Origin of the sequence: Acinetobacter sp. BWR-L5 (assembly GCF_039655985.1) — a bacterium.
Taxonomy (GTDB): domain Bacteria; phylum Pseudomonadota; class Gammaproteobacteria; order Pseudomonadales; family Moraxellaceae; genus Acinetobacter; species Acinetobacter johnsonii.
This window is the reverse complement of record NZ_JAGFEV010000009.1, coordinates 117,383-133,986: the sequence shown is the minus strand read 5'-3', so window position 1 is coordinate 133,986 and position 16,604 is coordinate 117,383. Positions and strand designations below refer to the sequence as shown.

The 16,604-nt window shown below is 42.5% G+C and carries 15 protein-coding genes and 4 tRNA genes; 6 read left to right on the top strand and 13 right to left on the bottom strand.

Translation table 11 applies throughout. The annotated features are described in order from the left end of the window. The first annotated feature begins 276 nt into the window (after nucleotides 1–276). Genes JZ787_RS15390 through JZ787_RS15380 form a run of 3 tightly spaced genes read left to right on the top strand, consistent with a single transcriptional unit; the run spans nucleotide 277 to nucleotide 2,493 of the window. Nucleotides 277–777, top strand: a complete 501-nt coding sequence (locus tag JZ787_RS15390; protein WP_005401945.1) for a YfiR family protein — start codon at nucleotides 277–279, stop codon at nucleotides 775–777. A gap of 4 nt (nucleotides 778–781) precedes the next feature. Beyond that, nucleotides 782–2,020 (top strand): sensor domain-containing diguanylate cyclase, encoded by a 1,239-nt coding sequence (locus JZ787_RS15385; protein ID WP_234951174.1) that lies wholly within the window; start codon nucleotides 782–784, stop codon nucleotides 2,018–2,020. Continuing rightward, the gene (locus JZ787_RS15380; RefSeq protein WP_005401947.1) at nucleotides 2,014–2,493 is read left to right on the top strand and encodes an OmpA family protein; all 480 of its coding nucleotides are present in this window, start codon (nucleotides 2,014–2,016) and stop codon (nucleotides 2,491–2,493) included. Before JZ787_RS15385 ends, JZ787_RS15380 begins: the two co-directional genes overlap by 7 nt. A gap of 115 nt (nucleotides 2,494–2,608) precedes the next feature. On the opposite strand, the gene JZ787_RS15375 is transcribed toward JZ787_RS15380, so the two are convergent. From JZ787_RS15375 to JZ787_RS15335, 9 genes are all read right to left on the bottom strand, one after another. Then, nucleotides 2,609–2,685: transfer RNA gene (locus tag JZ787_RS15375), tRNA-Pro, on the bottom strand. An 18-nt stretch (nucleotides 2,686–2,703) separates the two neighbouring features. Continuing rightward, nucleotides 2,704–2,779, bottom strand: a tRNA-His gene (locus JZ787_RS15370). 35 nt (nucleotides 2,780–2,814) lie between these two features. Continuing rightward, a tRNA-Arg gene (locus tag JZ787_RS15365) sits at nucleotides 2,815–2,891 on the bottom strand. A 46-nt stretch (nucleotides 2,892–2,937) separates the two neighbouring features. Next, nucleotides 2,938–3,014: transfer RNA gene (locus JZ787_RS15360), tRNA-Pro, on the bottom strand. A 153-nt stretch (nucleotides 3,015–3,167) separates the two neighbouring features. Continuing rightward, a complete protein-coding gene (gene nadA, locus JZ787_RS15355; protein WP_234951848.1) occupies nucleotides 3,168–4,235 on the bottom strand; it encodes a quinolinate synthase NadA in 1,068 nt (355 codons plus the stop codon). Nucleotides 4,236–4,380: 145 nt separating this feature from the next. Continuing rightward, entirely contained in the window at nucleotides 4,381–5,601 is a 1,221-nt protein-coding gene (argJ, locus tag JZ787_RS15350; RefSeq protein WP_234951173.1) for a bifunctional glutamate N-acetyltransferase/amino-acid acetyltransferase ArgJ, read from the bottom strand. A 158-nt stretch (nucleotides 5,602–5,759) separates the two neighbouring features. Then, on the bottom strand, nucleotides 5,760–6,107 hold the full coding sequence (locus JZ787_RS15345) for a hypothetical protein (RefSeq protein WP_218289200.1): 348 nt from the start codon (nucleotides 6,105–6,107) through the stop codon (nucleotides 5,760–5,762). 192 nt (nucleotides 6,108–6,299) lie between these two features. Continuing rightward, the gene (secA, locus tag JZ787_RS15340; protein WP_346312759.1) at nucleotides 6,300–9,023 is read right to left on the bottom strand and encodes a preprotein translocase subunit SecA; all 2,724 of its coding nucleotides are present in this window, start codon (nucleotides 9,021–9,023) and stop codon (nucleotides 6,300–6,302) included. Nucleotides 9,024–9,237: 214 nt separating this feature from the next. Then, nucleotides 9,238–9,657 (bottom strand): hypothetical protein, encoded by a 420-nt coding sequence (locus JZ787_RS15335; protein ID WP_168159427.1) that lies wholly within the window; start codon nucleotides 9,655–9,657, stop codon nucleotides 9,238–9,240. Between the two features lie 344 nt (nucleotides 9,658–10,001). Here JZ787_RS15335 and JZ787_RS15330 point away from each other — a divergent pair, with 344 nt between their 5' ends. From JZ787_RS15330 to JZ787_RS15320, 3 genes are all read left to right on the top strand, one after another. Further along, the gene (locus JZ787_RS15330) at nucleotides 10,002–10,643 is read left to right on the top strand and encodes a peroxiredoxin (protein ID WP_125274393.1); all 642 of its coding nucleotides are present in this window, start codon (nucleotides 10,002–10,004) and stop codon (nucleotides 10,641–10,643) included. 310 nt (nucleotides 10,644–10,953) lie between these two features. Beyond that, complete coding sequence (locus tag JZ787_RS15325; protein ID WP_234951170.1) at nucleotides 10,954–11,778, top strand: MBL fold metallo-hydrolase; 825 nt, start codon at nucleotides 10,954–10,956, stop codon at nucleotides 11,776–11,778. Then, on the top strand, nucleotides 11,775–12,350 hold the full coding sequence (locus JZ787_RS15320) for a dual specificity protein phosphatase family protein (RefSeq protein WP_346312758.1): 576 nt from the start codon (nucleotides 11,775–11,777) through the stop codon (nucleotides 12,348–12,350). The genes JZ787_RS15325 and JZ787_RS15320 overlap by 4 nt, the downstream gene beginning before the upstream one ends. 26 nt (nucleotides 12,351–12,376) lie before the next feature. Here JZ787_RS15320 and JZ787_RS15315 read toward each other — a convergent pair whose 3' ends face one another. The 4 genes from JZ787_RS15315 to trpA are packed head-to-tail and all read right to left on the bottom strand — an operon-like array spanning nucleotide 12,377 to nucleotide 16,357. Further along, complete coding sequence (locus JZ787_RS15315; protein ID WP_346312757.1) at nucleotides 12,377–13,384, bottom strand: SPOR domain-containing protein; 1,008 nt, start codon at nucleotides 13,382–13,384, stop codon at nucleotides 12,377–12,379. Next, complete coding sequence (gene folC / locus JZ787_RS15310; protein ID WP_346312756.1) at nucleotides 13,381–14,664, bottom strand: bifunctional tetrahydrofolate synthase/dihydrofolate synthase; 1,284 nt, start codon at nucleotides 14,662–14,664, stop codon at nucleotides 13,381–13,383. The genes JZ787_RS15315 and folC overlap by 4 nt, the downstream gene beginning before the upstream one ends. Further along, on the bottom strand, nucleotides 14,661–15,557 hold the full coding sequence (accD, locus tag JZ787_RS15305; RefSeq protein WP_004697788.1) for an acetyl-CoA carboxylase, carboxyltransferase subunit beta: 897 nt from the start codon (nucleotides 15,555–15,557) through the stop codon (nucleotides 14,661–14,663). Before accD ends, folC begins: the two co-directional genes overlap by 4 nt. Further along, on the bottom strand, nucleotides 15,554–16,357 hold the full coding sequence (trpA, locus tag JZ787_RS15300) for a tryptophan synthase subunit alpha (protein ID WP_346312755.1): 804 nt from the start codon (nucleotides 16,355–16,357) through the stop codon (nucleotides 15,554–15,556). The genes accD and trpA overlap by 4 nt, the downstream gene beginning before the upstream one ends. Between the last annotated feature and the right edge of the window lie 247 nt (nucleotides 16,358–16,604).

The window sequence follows — 16,604 nt, the reverse complement described above, 5'->3', positions numbered from 1 at the left end:
GTTTTGTTAATTATTTTTAAACTTATTCAAGACTTCCAGATTCTACCACTTGGGCTAAATCCTTGTTTCTCAACAAGTTTTAATCAACATCACCGCCGATGGATGTGCATTCTACAGTATTTCTAATCCCTTGCAATACCTTTTTCTATTATTTTATTTCAAGCGCATATTTTTTGGTCAAAAATGTGATTTTTGTCGATTATTAAAGCAATTTTAACCATCACTGTTTATTTTTCGTTAAAATAGGCTCACTTTCGCTGCCAAGCAAAATGAATAATGACAGCTTTTAAATACAAAATTTATTTAACCCTCTTGTCCTGTTTAATGATTTCTCAGGTACAGGCACAGCCGCAACTAAATCTCCCTGCAACCACGTTGACGATTTTGAGCTATGTGCGTTGGAATACACCCAATCCTATTTCTTTATGCATTTTAAATAACAGCCAATTATCCAATCAGTTCATTCAAGTCAATCAGCAACTCAAGAGTGCGTATCAAATTCAAGCGGTCAGTTTGTCTGAATTAAATAAGGTTATGTGCAATGCTGTTTTTTTCTCAACCTACACACCACGTGAAGAGCAAAATATTATAAATAACTTAAAAGATGCTCCACTGACTTTTAGCTCTAACAATACTGAATGCGAATTAGGTAGCGCATTTTGCTTATATCAAAACAAAACGCGAACTTCCTTTAAGGTAAACTTGGCCAGCCTGTCCCAGTCCCAAGCACGTGTAGATCCACGTGTTTTATTATTAGCAAAATCTACGGAGCCTTAAGTCAATGTTTCGTAAAAGCTCTAATACTTCCCTACAAAAAATTTTTAGTCAGTCTCAATTGCTGATTTTTGCTCTTACTCTTGGTATTTGTAGTTTAATTTTCGTGGTGATTTCCATCTACACCATGAATACCTACGCCAAGCAAAGCCTTAATATTTTTAGCGCAACCTTAAGTGAGCAAATTCAACCTGCTGTCATTTTCAATGATCCTATTACACTACAGCAAACACTGAACAATCATATTCAGCAATATCCAATTCGCGCTATTCAAGTCATCAACCTACAAGGGAAACCACTGGCCGAAGCATACAAACCTACACCTGAGTTTGCATGGATGGAAAATCTGTTTGATAAGGTCTTCTTTAAACACCCTGTGACACGCACCATCAAACATCAAAATAACCAGTACGGGACATTGATCATTTACGGTAGTGCCACTCAACTCATGAGCTTTTTCTTTCAGCTCTTGATTTGTCTCTCCGCTGGGATTTTTGTCATCCTGTTGATTATGTTGTGGTTGGTGCATTCAACCTATCAAAAACTGATGCACTCAATTCAACCCATGGTCAATACCGTTGAAAGCCTTAATCTTGATACTCAATATCAAGCACGTCTTCCATCATCCCCCATTTATGAATTTCGCGTCATCAGTGGTGCATTTAATAATTTATTAGATAAGGTGCAGCGTACCAATGAAAAGCTACAAAGCGAAAACTCTCAGTTATCACATCAAGCGTTGCATGATCAGTTAACTGAACTCCCGAATCGTCATTATTTTTACAATATTTTGTTCAATCAATTTGAGCACCCTGAGAAAAACCAGACCGCTCTCTTTTTTATTGACAACAATAACTTTAAAAACATTAATGATGTTTATGGGCACTTAGCAGGTGATGCCGTCCTCAAAGAAATGGCCCAACGTTTGAAAAAGAATGTCAGAAGCCACGATGTGGTAGCACGATTAGGTGGTGATGAGTTTGCAATTCTGCTCCGTAATATCAAACACTATGATCACCTAGAACTGATTTGTGAGCATTTAATAGAATGCAGTAAAGCACCATTATCTTTTGATCAACATCAGATTCATTTTAGTTTCAGTATTGGCGTTGCTTTTTCAAAATGTGCAACAACGCCTGAAGATTTGATTGCTGAAGCAGATAATGCCATGTATAAAGCCAAAAACTTAGCTCAAGGGTGGTACATCACACCTTGCCTAAATCCTGATCAGGAATCCTCATGTTAAAACATCTTTGTAAATTTATGCTTATCGCAGGTCTTATCACTGCTTTATCTGGCTGTCTCAGTTTAGGGCACCTCAACTATAAACAAGCGCGCATGCTGAAGAAACAAGGCTTTACCTTGACCGAAGAAGGCTGGACGCTGAGACTGCCTGAAAAATTATTGTTCGGCTTTGACCAATCAGATATTCAAGCCTCTCAAAAACCCGCACTCGAAGCACTTTCTAAACAGCTACAGCAATACAATTTAAATAAAATTAAAGTGGTTGGACATACAGATAATATTGGTGACCCAAGCTACAACCAAACACTCTCGGAGAAACGCGCATCAACAGTTAGCCAGATTTTTATCGAAACAGGGTTTAAAACTCAAAATATTCAGAGCATGGGTCGCGGTGCATCACAACCTCTGGTAGAAAATAGCAGCGAGGAAAATCGAGCGCTGAATCGTCGTGTGAATATTATTATTATTCCTTAAGCATTTATGTTTTATCTTTAGCCTTCGTGATGAAGGCTTTTTTATGTACTTTACTAAATTTCAGGCATAAAAAAACCGCTTAACGCGGCATCTTTATCTCGACCATTTCAATAAATGGTCGGAGCAGTAGGATTCGAACCTACGACCCCCTGGTCCCAAACCAGGTGCACTACCAGGCTGTGCTATGCTCCGATTTCAACTTTTTAAAGTTGGGGTGAATGACGGGATTCGAACCCGCGACAACTGGAATCACAATCCAGGGCTCTACCAACTGAGCTACATCCACCATAACGTTCCGGTTCTTAATACCAAGCTACCTAATGGCGCGCCTGACAGGATTCGAACCTGTGACCATCCGCTTAGAAGGCGGATGCTCTATCCAACTGAGCTACAGGCGCATGACCAATAATACGAGGTATTATGGATAACCTTGCCTTGAAGAATTGGTCGGAGCAGTAGGATTCGAACCTACGACCCCCTGGTCCCAAACCAGGTGCACTACCAGGCTGTGCTATGCTCCGATTCATCTCAGCTTTTGTATCGAACATCTCGTTCGGTACGGTGTGCATTCTAGGCGTGACGCTTGATAACGTCAACACCTATATTTAAAAAAAATAAAAAAATCACGTCAAATGTATATTAATCAAGCGTTTCAGGCATTTTTTATACAAATTTTAACGTTTTAGCGATGCACTGAAATCCAACATGCGATCTAAAGGTAATTTCGCACGCTCAGCAAGTGCTGGGTCTACAAATATTTCCTGATCTCCACGCTGTAATACCTCTAAAATTCCATCTAGCTCATTCATTGCCATCCATGGGCAGTGTGCACAAGAACGACAGGTTGCTCCCTCCCCTGCTGTTGGCGCTTCAACCAAAATTTTGTTCGGCACTGCTTGTTGCATTTTGTAGAAAATACCCCGATCAGTTGCCACAATCAGTCGTTCATTGGGTAAGGTTTGCGCAGCTTTAATCAGCTGTGAAGTACTTCCAACAGCATCAGCAACATCCACCACTGACTCAGGTGACTCAGGATGTACCAGCACCGCAGCATCAGGATAAAGCGCCTTCATTTTCGCAATGCCACGTGCACGGAATTCTTCATGCACAATACATGCACCATCCCAAAGCAACATGTCTGCGCCCGTTTTCTTTTGGATATAACGGCCTAAATGCTGATCGGGTGCCCAAATAATCTTTTCACCTAAACTGTCTAGATGCTCAATAATTTCAACCGCACAACTTGAAGTCACCACCCAATCGGCACGGGCTTTAACGGCTGCTGAAGTGTTGGCATAGACCACTACTGTATGGTCTGGATGGGCATCACAAAACTGACTAAATTCTTCAACAGGACAACCCAAATCTAAAGAACATGTGGCCTCTAAAGTTGGCATCAGAATGGTTTTATTCGGTGATAAAATTTTTGAGGTTTCACCCATAAATTTAACGCCCGCCACCACCAAGGTCGACGCTGGATGATCACGACCAAAACGGGCCATTTCCAATGAATCAGAAACACAGCCACCACTTAACTCGGCCAATTCCTGCACTTCAGGATCGCAATAGTAGTGCGCTACCAATACCGCATCGCGATTTTTCAACTCGTCCAAGATTAAAGCAAATTTTTCTTGCTTCAGTTCTTCACTGAGCTTTGAGTCTTTGGTTTCACCCAAACGGTCCAAATGCGCCTGCACAATTGATTTTGCGTCATTGGCAATTAAATTGGTCGCATTGTTCATCATTCATTCATCCCTTCATGCTTGTCGGCAAGCAAGTCCCGCACTTAATTTATTGGCCAAATGGCTTCTCGGCTTTTGACCAATCATTCAAAAGTTCTTATGGTAAAAAAGCCTCCAAAGGAGGCTTTTTTTAAACTCGTTAAGATTAAGAGCGATAATCCGCATTAATCTTTACATAGTCATAAGATAAGTCACAGGTATACACTGTGTCTTTCGCTGCCCCGCGTCCTAAATCTACACGAATGGTCATTTCAGCTTGTGACATTACACGAGCACCTTCCGCTTCCGTGTAATCGGCAGCCGCACCACCATCCTTACAGATTTGCACATCATCTAACCAAACTTGGATTTTTTCAACATCTAAATTTTTAACCCCAGCATAACCAATCGCAGCCAAGATACGTCCCCAGTTCGGATCTGACGCAAAAATCGCAGTTTTAACCAAAGGTGAATGCGCAATACTATAAGCAATATCGCAGCATTCTTGCGTGTCATGACCACCTTCAACAGCAACCGTAATAAACTTAGTTGCACCCTCACCATCACGCACAATTAGTTGTGCAAGACGTTTCATCATACGCGTGAGTACATCTAGCACTACGGTATAGCGTGCATCTCGGGTTGAGCTAATTTCAACACCACCCGCTTGACCCGTAGCCGCAAAGATACATGAGTCATTGGTTGAAGTATCACCGTCAATGGTAATTCGGTTGAACGAAACATTAACCGTTTCGTTCAACAGTTGCTGAACCAACTCGCGGCTGATAGGTGCATCGGTTGCAACATAGCCCAACATCGTTGCCATGTTGGGACGAATCATGCCTGCACCCTTAGAAATACCCGTCATGGTATACATGATGCCATCCAATTCAAATTGCTCAGATGCGCCTTTCGGTGTGGTGTCTGTGGTCATAATCCCGGTAGCAGCAGCACTCCAAGCATCAGCACTCAAACTATTTAATGCAGGCTGTAATCCATTTAACAAACGCTCCAACGGCAATTGTTCACCAATCACCCCTGTTGAAAACGGTAACACTTCCGTTGCTTGCACACCAGCAAGCTCAGCCAACTGTGCACAAGTACGTTCAGCATTCAACATGCCTGTTTTGCCTGTACCTGCATTGGCATTGCCAGTATTAATAATGAGGTAGCGCGGATTCGCCACTTGTAAGTGCGCTTTTGACACATGCACGGGCGCTGCACAGAATGCATTTTGAGTGAAAACACCCGCAACATTCGTTCCTTCAGCAAATTCGAAAATGACAAGATCACGTCGGTTCTGATAGCGCACATAAGCTTCAGCCGTTCCGATTCTCACCCCTTTCACCACGTGCATTTGTGGCATTGATACGTCACCTACTGGCATTTTAAACGTCCAATTCATTTGTTAGAAAAAACACAGCTTATTAGAATTTTCAGAAAAAATCGAGCAGAAGACTTTGTTTGCTTTAACTTTTCAATGCACACTCATTTTTGACATAAAAAAACCAATCCGAAGATTGGTTTTTATACAGCAGCATTTGATTAATTTGAAGCAAGCTGTGCTGAGCTAGACAAAAGCGCTTGTTTAGCATTTTCTTGACTTACAGGAGAAAGCGCTGGGTTTGAAGCCACAATACGATTCACCGTTGCTGCATTTACAGGAGCAATAGCAGCCGTTTGCAGAACCACTGGGCGTTGATTTGGGTTGGCAAAGGTATAACGAATACCTGTACGCGGACTTTGTACCGTAATATTGCCATTGGCTTGTGCCGCAGGTGCTGTGGTTACACCGCGTGCTTGTTGAACTTTAGCTGCGGTAGTGGTATCTGCAAATGCAAAAGTTGGAAGCGCTAAAGCTACAATCATGATTGGTTTTAATACTTTTTTCATTGTCTTTCCACTTTAGAGGTTTAGATGATGAGCAACTAAATAGCATTTAATGCCTAACACTGCAAATGCTATTCACATTATGCAACGCTTTAGCTGTAATCAGAATCGTATTTGGATTGATCTTAATGTCAATTTTTCAGCCATGCCAATAAAAAGCAGAACCGAAGTTCTGCTTTTTCACTCGTTCACAGTTTAGATTTTACCGTGACACTGTTTGTATTTTAAGCCTGAACCACATGGGCAAGGCGCGTTACGACTCGCAGGTGCCGCAAACTCTTCTACAGGCTCGTACTGTGCATCTACTTCTGCGAATTGGATTTGATCATCGGTCAACAAACCATCAAAGTCTGCATGCGACAAATTCAATTGCATCGCTTCAGCTTGAGCTTGCTTTTGAGCTTCCATTTCAGCCAGCTCTTCAGCCGTTGGTACATGTACGCGAGATAAATCGGTCACAACATCTGATTTAATAATCGCCAACATATTTACAAATAAGTTATACGCTTCTTTTTTGTATTCTTGCTCAGGATTTTTCTGTGCATAGCCACGTAAGTGAATACCTTGACGTAAATAATCCATCGCCGCCAAGTGATCTTTCCAGTGACGATCCAGCGAGTTCAACATGAAGTGACGCTCCAGCATAACTGCTGTTTCATCCCCCATTTGCTCACGGCGGCTACGGTAGCGCTGTACAACTTCATCAGTAATACGCTCAACCAAAGATTCTTCATCTAAACGACGATCATCTTCCAACCATTGGTTGATTGGCAAATCAATCGCAAGGTCTTCACGTAATGCTTTTTCAAGCCCATCAATATCCCATTGGTCATGAATTGACTCAGGTGGGATATAGTTAGAAATCACGCCTTTCATCACATCACGTTGCATCTCTTCGATGTAATCTTGCAATGTGCTTTCCGCCAAAACCTCATCACGTTGCGAGTAAATAATTTTACGCTGTTCGTTGTTGACGTCATCGTATTTCAATAAGTTCTTACGAATATCGAAGTTACGTGCTTCAACTTTGCGCTGCGCATTTTCAATCGAACGTGACACCATTTTATGCTCAATGGCTTCGTCTTCTTGTAAGCCCATCGCACGCATCATACCCACAACACGATCACCCGCAAAGATACGCATTAAGTCATCTTCAAGTGATAAGTAGAAACGTGATACACCAGGGTCACCTTGACGACCTGCACGACCACGGAGCTGGTTATCAATACGACGTGATTCGTGACGCTCAGAACCAATGATGTGTAAGCCACCCGAACTCAATACCATTTCATGGCTTTGTTCCCATTCGGCTTTTAAGCGCGCTTCATCTTCAGGGGTTGGATTTTCAATTTTTGCCAGTAAAGCTTTCCAGTTACCACCGAGCAGAATATCTGTACCACGACCTGCCATGTTGGTTGCAATAGTTACTGCACGCGGTGCACCCGCTTGCGCAATAATATCTGCTTCACGTTCGTGTTGTTTTGCGTTCAACACTTCATGCTGAATGCCTGCTTCTTTTAATTTATCCGAAAGAATCTCAGAAGCTTCAATGGTTGCTGTACCAATCAAAATTGGGGCTACACCAGACTCATGTACGCGTTGAATTTCTTGAATAATCGCGTTGTATTTACCATTACGATTTAAATAGATTAAATCGTTTTGGTCGAGACGAATCATAGGACGGTGCGTCGGAATGATCACCACGTCTAGACCATAAATTTCTTTCATTTCCGCAGCTTCAGTATCGGCAGTACCGGTCATACCCGAAAGCTTTTTGTATAGGCGGAAATAGTTCTGGAAAGTTGTGGTTGCAAGCGTTTGGTTTTCAGGCTGAATTTCTAAGCCTTCTTTTGCTTCAACTGCTTGGTGTAAACCTTCAGACCAGCGACGACCTGGCATGGTACGTCCTGTGTTTTCATCGACAATGATCACTTCACCATCATTGATGATGTAGTGCACATTGCGTTGATACAAGTAATGCGCACGAATGGCAGCGGTAACATGATGAACTAGATTTAGGTTGGTCGATGAATACAGGCTTTCACCTTCAGCCAACAAGCCCATTTCAATTAGTTCATTTTCAACCGTTTCGAAACCAATTTCTGTCATTTCAACAGAACGTTGTTTTTCATCGATCCAGAAATGACCGCCATCCGCGACTTTTTCTTCTTTCTGCGCATGTAGTTTGGGTGGAATGCTGTTGATTGCGGCATACAACTGTGAAGAATCATCACTTTGACCTGAAATAATCAAAGGCGTACGTGCTTCATCAATTAAGATCGAATCGACTTCATCGATGATGGCATAGATCAAACCACGTTGTTTTTTCTCAGCAAGCGAGAACACCATGTTGTCACGTAGATAGTCAAAGCCAAATTCGTTGTTGGTACCGTAGGTAATATCAGCACGATAGGCTTCAGCTTTCTCTGTTGGATCTTGCATGGAATAGATAATCCCGATGCTTAAACCCAAGAATTCAAACAGCGGACGGTTTAATTCAGCATCACGCTGTGCCAAATAGTCATTCACGGTAATGACGTGAACACCTTGAGCACTAATCGCGTTTAAATAACACGCCAAGGTACCCATCAGGGTTTTACCTTCACCTGTACGCATCTCCGCAATTTTACCTTCGTGTAAGGTAATACCACCGATCAACTGTACATCGTAATGACGCATGCCCATGACACGCTTAGCTGCTTCACGGCAGACGGCAAATGCTTCCGGGAGTAATTTATCGAGGCTTTCGCCCTTGTTATAACGTTGTTTAAATTCTTCAGTTTTTGCAGATAAGTCTGCATCGCCAAGAGCGGATATCGTCGGCTCGAGCGCATTAATCTTGTCTACGATTTTACGCATGCGTTTGAGTTCGCGCTCATTTTTGGTACCGAAGATTCCTCCGATCAGACTTGCCAACATGAATAGACTCTCTAAATCTTGCTTGTCAAATGAATATGTTTTCTTAGTCGTTATTATGGTGCTAGAAATTTGAAGTACAAGGGCTTTACACAAAACCATTTAAAAAATCTATTCATTGTTTCTAGCCCGTCGAATCTAAGGCAAACTAATGTAACAAATTTTAAACAGCCGACATAGAGATTTCATCCGAACTCATCAGGATTCAAGGTCTTTTTTAAAGTAGTGACTTTAATTGTTTACAGTTATTCAAGGTTTTGCTTTCAAGTGCTTGATTTTGCCGCAGCGCGGCTTTCACCCCATTATTGGACTGACTTGGATTCATGCTCTGTAGGAAACCCAAGAGTTGTTCATCATTGACCCGCATTGCGGTAAGAATCGGAACAAGCTGTACACAAGCAACTTGATAAATATTATTCGCATTCTGACCTCGAGCTAACTCCTGTTCGAGAGCCTGAGACAGTGCCACTTTCCGCTGTGTAAGGCTTTTTTGAGACGCTAGATATTGATCTGTAATTTGTTGTGGCGTTTGACGAGCAGTACTCACTTGGGCTTGTTTCAATTGCCCACCATTCTGCGCATGAGTTACTTCCAGTCCCCATAACACTAAAGTCAGGGCTATCCCTATTTTTTTCATTGTTGGAATGCTCAAGTTTTTATACTTTGTAGAATTACTTTAAAAACAACTATAAATCAATCATGAAAAGAATTGTAGCCAATCATATACGCGATCAATTCTATAGAGCGATACACTTCACAGAAGCAGAAAAAATCTCGTCTAAACACCGTTACCAAATATGCAAATAAGCGATCTCTAGAGCAACAATGAGGTCATCTTTGGCATCCCCAAATACAGAACACCTATCCGACCAATTATGAATATTTTGTATAAACAAATAATAAAACACTATTTTTCATGCAAAAGAAATTGCGCCATAGTGATGTTCATTCCATAGACATAAAGATAATTTGAGGTTCAACATGAGTTTACGTTTAGGCGACATCGCACCCAACTTTCAACAGGCTTCGAGCGAAGGCGAAATCGATTTTTATCAATTTTTAGGCGATAGCTGGGGAGTACTGTTTTCACATCCTGCTGACTACACGCCAGTATGTACCACCGAGCTTGGCTTTACCGCAAAACTCAAAGATGAATTTGAAAAACGTGGGGTAAAAGCCATTGCCCTCTCGGTCGATGATGTCGAATCGCATCATGGTTGGATTAAAGACATCAATGCAACCCAAAACACCACGGTGAACTTCCCGATCATTGCCGACCAAGACCGTAAAGTGTCTGAGTTATATGGTTTTATCCATCCCAATGCCAGTGAAACATTAACGGTTCGCTCTTTAGTGATTATCGACCCAAACAAAAAAGTCCGTTTGATTATTACCTACCCTGCATCAACTGGTCGTAATTTCCATGAAATCTTACGCGTGATTGACTCACTGCAACTGACCGATCACCACAAAGTTGCAACTCCTGCGAACTGGCAACAAGGCGAAGATGTGGTGATTGTGCCATCACTCAAAGATGAAGCTGAAATCGCACAGCGCTTTCCGAAAGGTTATAAAGCAGTCACCCCGTATTTACGCCTGACTCCACAGCCTGAACAAGGATAAAATACTCTACTCTTGCACTAGACAAGCGAAGCCCGAAGTTTTAACCGAGCAGCCCTATTGAAAACAAAAATTGGGTACCGAACTCCAAGCAATCTAAAAGAGGAAACTAACCCATAAAAATACGTTCAGAGTCACCTTGTATGATCGTTTCAAACTCCAATGACGAGCCGAGTTTGAACTTTTGAAAGCCTGTCAATCGACAGGCTTTTTTCCGCTTAAAGCAGGCATGCATGACTCTTTAACAAAATCAAACTGTTAAAACTCAAATCTTCCGCTATAACAGTCAAAACAATACGATAAAAATGACTTTATGATCTATAACATTCACCATTTACATTGTGGCACCATGTGTCCAGTGTGTGCCCCACTCTTTGGTCAAAAAGGTTTTCAAGCTAAGGTCGTGTGCCATTGTCTTTTGGTTGAAACAGATCAAGGGCTGGTGCTGATTGATACGGGCTTAGGCATACAGGACTATCTACACACCAAGCAGCGTTTGGGGCAGTTGGTGGCTCGAATTGGAAAAATTGAACAAAACTTAGAATTAACTGCCATTGCACAAATCCAAAAACTTGGCTTTAGCCCAAAGGATGTCAGACACATTTTGGTTTCACATCTGGATTTTGACCATGCGGGGGGGATTTCCGACTTTCCCAATGCAACCGTACATATCCTGTCTAACGAATATAATGCGGCACAAAACTTAAAATCATTTAAAAACAAAGCCCGTTATAAAACTCAACAATTTCAGCAGCATCGTCATTGGCACTTTATTGAGCCGATTCATGGTGACGCATGGTTTAATTTGACTCAAGTGCAAGGGTTTGACTTATTTCATAATGAGATTCTTTTGATTCCACTGTTTGGGCATACTGAAGGTCACTGTGGCATTGCCATTAAAACCCAACAGGGTTGGAAACTCTTCTGCGGGGATGCCTACTACTCCCACCTAGAGCTTAACCCTCAAAATAAACTTCGTAGCTTAAATACCTTGGAAGTATTTTTTGCCGAAGATAATGCACAGCGCTTAAGCAACCTGCATAAGATTCAAAAATTGGCACAGTCTGAACCAAGTATCGAAATCTTTTGTGCGCATGACCCTGTTGAACTTTCACACCATCAGAGCCTGATCCTATGACCAAATATCTTGTTATGCTTTCTCTGTGTATCAGTGTTTCTGGCTGTATGACTACGCCTGCGCTGCCCGAGACCGAGCGTCCACAACACTGGGGACAGTCGATCCAACCTGCGCATAATTTCTATCAAATCAGTGAAACTGTTTTTCGTAGTGAGCAACCCGATCAAGATTTAGTTCCGAGTTTAAAAGCACAAGAAATTGATGTGATTATTAATTTACGCTCACACAATCAAGACCTGAAAAAACTGTCCAACCAAGGGTTTGAATTGGTGCATATCCCGATTCATACATGGGCGATTGACCGAGAAGATTTATTAAAGGTGATGCAGCAAATTCAACATGCGGAGCAAAACCAGCAAAAAGTTTTATTGCATTGCTACCATGGTTCAGACCGTACAGGCGCCAGTGTGGCTATGTACCGCATTATTTTTCAAAACTGGTCTACCGCTGATGCCTTGGCTGAGATGAAACATGGGGGTTATGGTTTTCATCCAATTTGGAAAAATATTGAGCCATTATTCAGCCCTGAAAATATAAAATGGATTCAACAGCAACTGTTAAATCCATCTTAGTGAAGGCAATTGGGTTTAACCCGATCTTAACGTTTGTCGAGTGGCACCCAGTCAATCACCCAAGCCGACTTCATACCGAGGCTCGCATCTGCAGTAATCTTCTTGCGGGCTGCATCGGCAGTATCACGGTCTTTAGATGGCCCCACCATAATCCGTACGCCTTTAGAGGTTGGACTTTTAGTGACCTTATAACCCTTGGCACGAAGCTTAGCAGCCAGTGCATCCGCATTGGCTTCATTGGCAGCCAATGCCACCTGTACCATCCATTGCTTATCGCCATGTTCAAGCAAATCACGCGCTTTCTCAGCTTCCGCCTTTTTCTTGGCTTCATCAGCTTTACGCTTTTCATCTGCCTTACGTTTGTCTTCCGCTTTTTTCTCAGCATCTGCTTTACGTTCGGCTTCTTTTTTCGCTTCAGCCTTACGCTCGTCTTCTGCTTTACGTTTAGCCTCTGCTTCTCGCTTAGCTTTATCTTCAAGTGCTTGCTTTTCTGCTAAGGCTTTTTGCTCAGCCAGTTTTTTTGCAGCCGCTGCTTTTTCAGCTTCAGTTCGCGCTTGCAGCTTTTGCTGTTCTAACTTCTTTACTTCAGCCGCTTTGTCCGCAGCAATTCGCTGTTGCTTGGCTTTTTCATCTTCAACCAATTCTGGTGGAATGTTGTCCGAGCTTTGCTGTGCAGCATTACGGTGCGCATTCAACGCGGCATATTCTTCCGCTGCTTTACGTGCAGCATCTGCTTCGGCTTGCTGTTGCATTGCTAAAAATTCGGCCGCACGAGCTTCTTGTTCAGCAACCGATTTTTCACGTGCTATACGTTGTTGTTCCAGTAAACGCTTTTCTGTTTCAACATCAACCGTTAACGGCTGAAGTTGAACCAACTCACCTTCGGCATTACGTTGCACATTTTGTGTGACTAGCTCTGGTGTTTTAATATTATTTTGATGTATTTCTTCTTTGCCTTTAAGCAGTAATGCCGCCAAAAGGACACCACCACCTAATAAAACAACGCCACCCATCCAACGTTGTTTGCTATTCATTGACATTCTTCCAAATACTCCCATACCGCTTCTAAGGTATGAAATGAACCACATACCAAAATCAGCTGATTATTCTTTGTTTCGTCGAGCGCTGATTTAAAAGCCAATTTCACACTGTCAAAGTGCTGCACATGTTGCCCTTGCAGCGCTTGATCCAATTGTTCAATTGGAGCTGCACGCGGGACCGTTAATGCTGCAATTTTCCACGTTTGTATGGAGTCTTTCAATAACTCTGTGACAGATTTCACATCTTTATCTGCCAACATCGAGAAAACACTGACTACTTCAGTGTACTGTTTATTGTATTTTAGGAAATTTCGCAATTGATTTAATAAAAAAGCAACACCATGCGGGTTATGCCCTGCATCAAAAATTACCGTTTTGTTCTGTATTTGGCGAATTTCAAAACGACCTTGCAGTTTTGCGTTTTGAATTCCTTCAGAAATAGCCGCTTGAGTGACAGTTAAACCACTAAGAAGTACTGCTGCAACTGCTGTTGAAATATTATCAACCGCCAATGTGCCAAGAGGTAAATTTAAAGTGGTACCACTGGATGCAAACATCCATGACTGACCATGCTCACTACGTTGATAAAAATAGTCACGATTCACTGCATAAAGTTTTGCAGCACAAGCATCCGCTTTATCGATAATCGCTTGAGGGATTTGTTGTAAGCCGCCAAACACCACAGGAATATTTGGACGGATAATACCGGCCTTTTCAAAGGCAATCTTTTCAATAGTATCACCCAGCCAATCAGTATGGTCTAAACCAATATTGGTGATCACCGCAACATCGGGCTCAATCACGTTGACCACATCTAAGCGACCGCCCAGACCGACTTCAAGCACCCAAACATCACATGCTTGGTCTTTAAAAATGACAAAAGCCGCGAGTGTGGTCGCCTCAAAGAACGAGAGGCTTAAATCACAATCACGGCGCGCTTGATCCACTTGTACAAAAGCATCGACCAAGCTTTGGTTATCGACCTCTACACCACGTAATTTAACCCGCTCATTAAAACGGTAAATATGTGGTGACTGATACAGCCCCACCTTATAGCCTTGCGCATTTAAAATGGCAGCCAGTGTGGTGGTGGTCGAACCTTTTCCATTGGTTCCCGCTACAGTTAAAACTTTGGCATCGGGACGCGTTACACCGAGCTTTTCAGCTACAGGAATTACGCGTTCCAATCCTAAATCAATCCCCGTAACGTGAACATGGCCCCAATAATCGAGCCATGTTTCTAAAGAGTCTGTTGCAAGTGGTGCTGTGTTCAAGACAAATTCATCAGTTTCGCGACAATACGATAAACTGTATCACGTAATGCGTGACGGTGAACAATTTGATCGATTACACCATGATCAAGCAAGTATTCCGCACGCTGGAACGGCTCTTCTAGCTTTTCACGTACCGTTTGTTCAATTACACGCTTACCAGCGAAACCAATCATCGCTTTCGGCTCTGCAATATGTACATCACCGAGCATTGCTAAAGATGCCGTTACACCGCCGTAAACAGGATGGGTCAACACCACCAAATATGGCAGACCCGCGTCTTTCATTTTTTGGATGGCCGCTGAAGTACGCGCCATTTGCATCAAAGACAACATACCTTCTTGCATACGCGCACCGCCTGAAGCAGCAAAGCAAATCAGAGGTTGTTTGTCAGCAATGGCTTTTTCAGCCGCTTGCACAAAACGGTCACCAACAACCGTACCCATTGACCCCCCCATGAAGTCAAATTCAAAGGCACAGGCAACCAAAGGAATACCTTTAAGTAAACCTTGCATCACCACCAAGGCTTCAGTTTCACCTGTTTTGGTCTGTGCTTCACTCATACGCGCTGGATATGGCTTTGAGTCGACAAATTTCAACGGATCTTTGGCTTTAAATTCTTGTCCCAACTCTGTTTGCACTTGGTCAAAGAACCAATTCAAACGATCACGGGCTTTCATACGCAAATGTTCATCACACTGAGGGCAAACATAAGCGTTAAATGACATTGCAGTACGTGTAACAAGTGCATGGCACTCAGGGCATTCAATCGTTGGTTCTGTAAACGTCGCCTTGAGTGAGGTTTGCTCATCAGGTACTTGAATACCGGGTACACCACGTTCAGTCCATGGCGTCGATGGGCTTAGGATTTTCCCTGATTTAACATCTTGACTCATACTAACTCATCGAGCGCTGCTCGAAGCTCCTTGACTTTATTAACCGTTTCAACCACGGCTTGTTCTGGTGCTAAGCTTGCAAATTGCTTAACAAAAGCACTACCAACAATCACAGCATCAGCCACTCCGCCCATTGCTTTGGCAGATGTCGCATCACTGATCCCAAAACCAACACCGACAGGAATATCTGTTTCTGCTTTAATTTTTGCAATTCGGTTTGCAGCTTCAGCAACGTCTAAAGTTGCTGCACCTGTGACCCCTTTTAAAGACACGTAATAGATGAAACCACTCGCTTGTTTCACCACATGTTTAATGCGTTCGTCCGTTGAGGTTGGCGCTAGTAAAAAGATTTGATCCATATCAAATTGCTTCAATACAACATCAAGCTCTGCTGCTTCTTCTGGTGGTAAGTCCACCAGTAGAATGCCATCGACACCACATGCATGCGCAGTCGATACAAACTTTTCATAACCAATGACTTCAACAGGATTCAGATAACCCATCAATACGACTGGGGTCTCTTGATCCTTTTGACGGAACTCTTTGACCATATTCAAAGTATCTAAGGTATTGGTACCACCTGCCAATGCACGTTCTGCTGCAAGGGCAATCACAGGACCATCTGCCATAGGGTCTGAAAATGGAAGACCGAGTTCAATCACATCTACACCCGCCTCGACCATCTGATGTAACAAAGGAACTGTTACCTGTGGATGAGGGTCACCAGCCATAACATAAGAAACCAAAGCTTTACGCTGTTGAGATTTAAGCTGTCCAAAACGAGTGGCTAAACGTGACATAGGGTTGTGCTTTCCTTAACTTGTTTAAAATTAAAACTACTGAGGAGTTGGCTTTGTAAAAATACAAGACGCTGCATTGTAACGCTATTTTTTACTCATTGAATAGAGCACATCGCGTTCGCGTTCCAATTCATTTTTCGTCAAATATTTTCAGAACAACCGTAAAGCACCATTTACTGATATTTCGGTTTTTTTCTCAATGATCAAAGATGCCTAATTTTAGGAAATACCAAAATGTCTAAGTTTT

Bases quoted from the DNA above. Each gene is read 5' to 3' on its own strand.
- nadA (WP_234951848.1), bottom strand. From the start codon at position 4,235: ATGAACAATGCGACCAATTTAATTGCCAATGACGCAAAATCAATTGTG.
- JZ787_RS15315 (WP_346312757.1), bottom strand. From the start codon at position 13,384: ATGAATAGCAAACAACGTTGGATGGGTGGCGTTGTTTTATTAGGTGGT.
- secA (WP_346312759.1), bottom strand. From the start codon at position 9,023: ATGTTGGCAAGTCTGATCGGAGGAATCTTCGGTACCAAAAATGAGCGC.
- JZ787_RS15380 (WP_005401947.1), top strand. From the start codon at position 2,014: ATGTTAAAACATCTTTGTAAATTTATGCTTATCGCAGGTCTTATCACT.
- JZ787_RS15335 (WP_168159427.1), bottom strand. From the start codon at position 9,657: ATGAAAAAAATAGGGATAGCCCTGACTTTAGTGTTATGGGGACTGGAA.
- accD (WP_004697788.1), bottom strand. From the start codon at position 15,557: ATGAGTCAAGATGTTAAATCAGGGAAAATCCTAAGCCCATCGACGCCA.
- JZ787_RS15325 (WP_234951170.1), top strand. From the start codon at position 10,954: ATGATCTATAACATTCACCATTTACATTGTGGCACCATGTGTCCAGTG.
- JZ787_RS15320 (WP_346312758.1), top strand. From the start codon at position 11,775: ATGACCAAATATCTTGTTATGCTTTCTCTGTGTATCAGTGTTTCTGGC.
- trpA (WP_346312755.1), bottom strand. From the start codon at position 16,357: ATGTCACGTTTAGCCACTCGTTTTGGACAGCTTAAATCTCAACAGCGT.
- JZ787_RS15385 (WP_234951174.1), top strand. From the start codon at position 782: ATGTTTCGTAAAAGCTCTAATACTTCCCTACAAAAAATTTTTAGTCAG.
- JZ787_RS15345 (WP_218289200.1), bottom strand. From the start codon at position 6,107: ATGAAAAAAGTATTAAAACCAATCATGATTGTAGCTTTAGCGCTTCCA.
- argJ (WP_234951173.1), bottom strand. From the start codon at position 5,601: ATGCCAGTAGGTGACGTATCAATGCCACAAATGCACGTGGTGAAAGGG.
- JZ787_RS15330 (WP_125274393.1), top strand. From the start codon at position 10,002: ATGAGTTTACGTTTAGGCGACATCGCACCCAACTTTCAACAGGCTTCG.
- JZ787_RS15390 (WP_005401945.1), top strand. From the start codon at position 277: ATGACAGCTTTTAAATACAAAATTTATTTAACCCTCTTGTCCTGTTTA.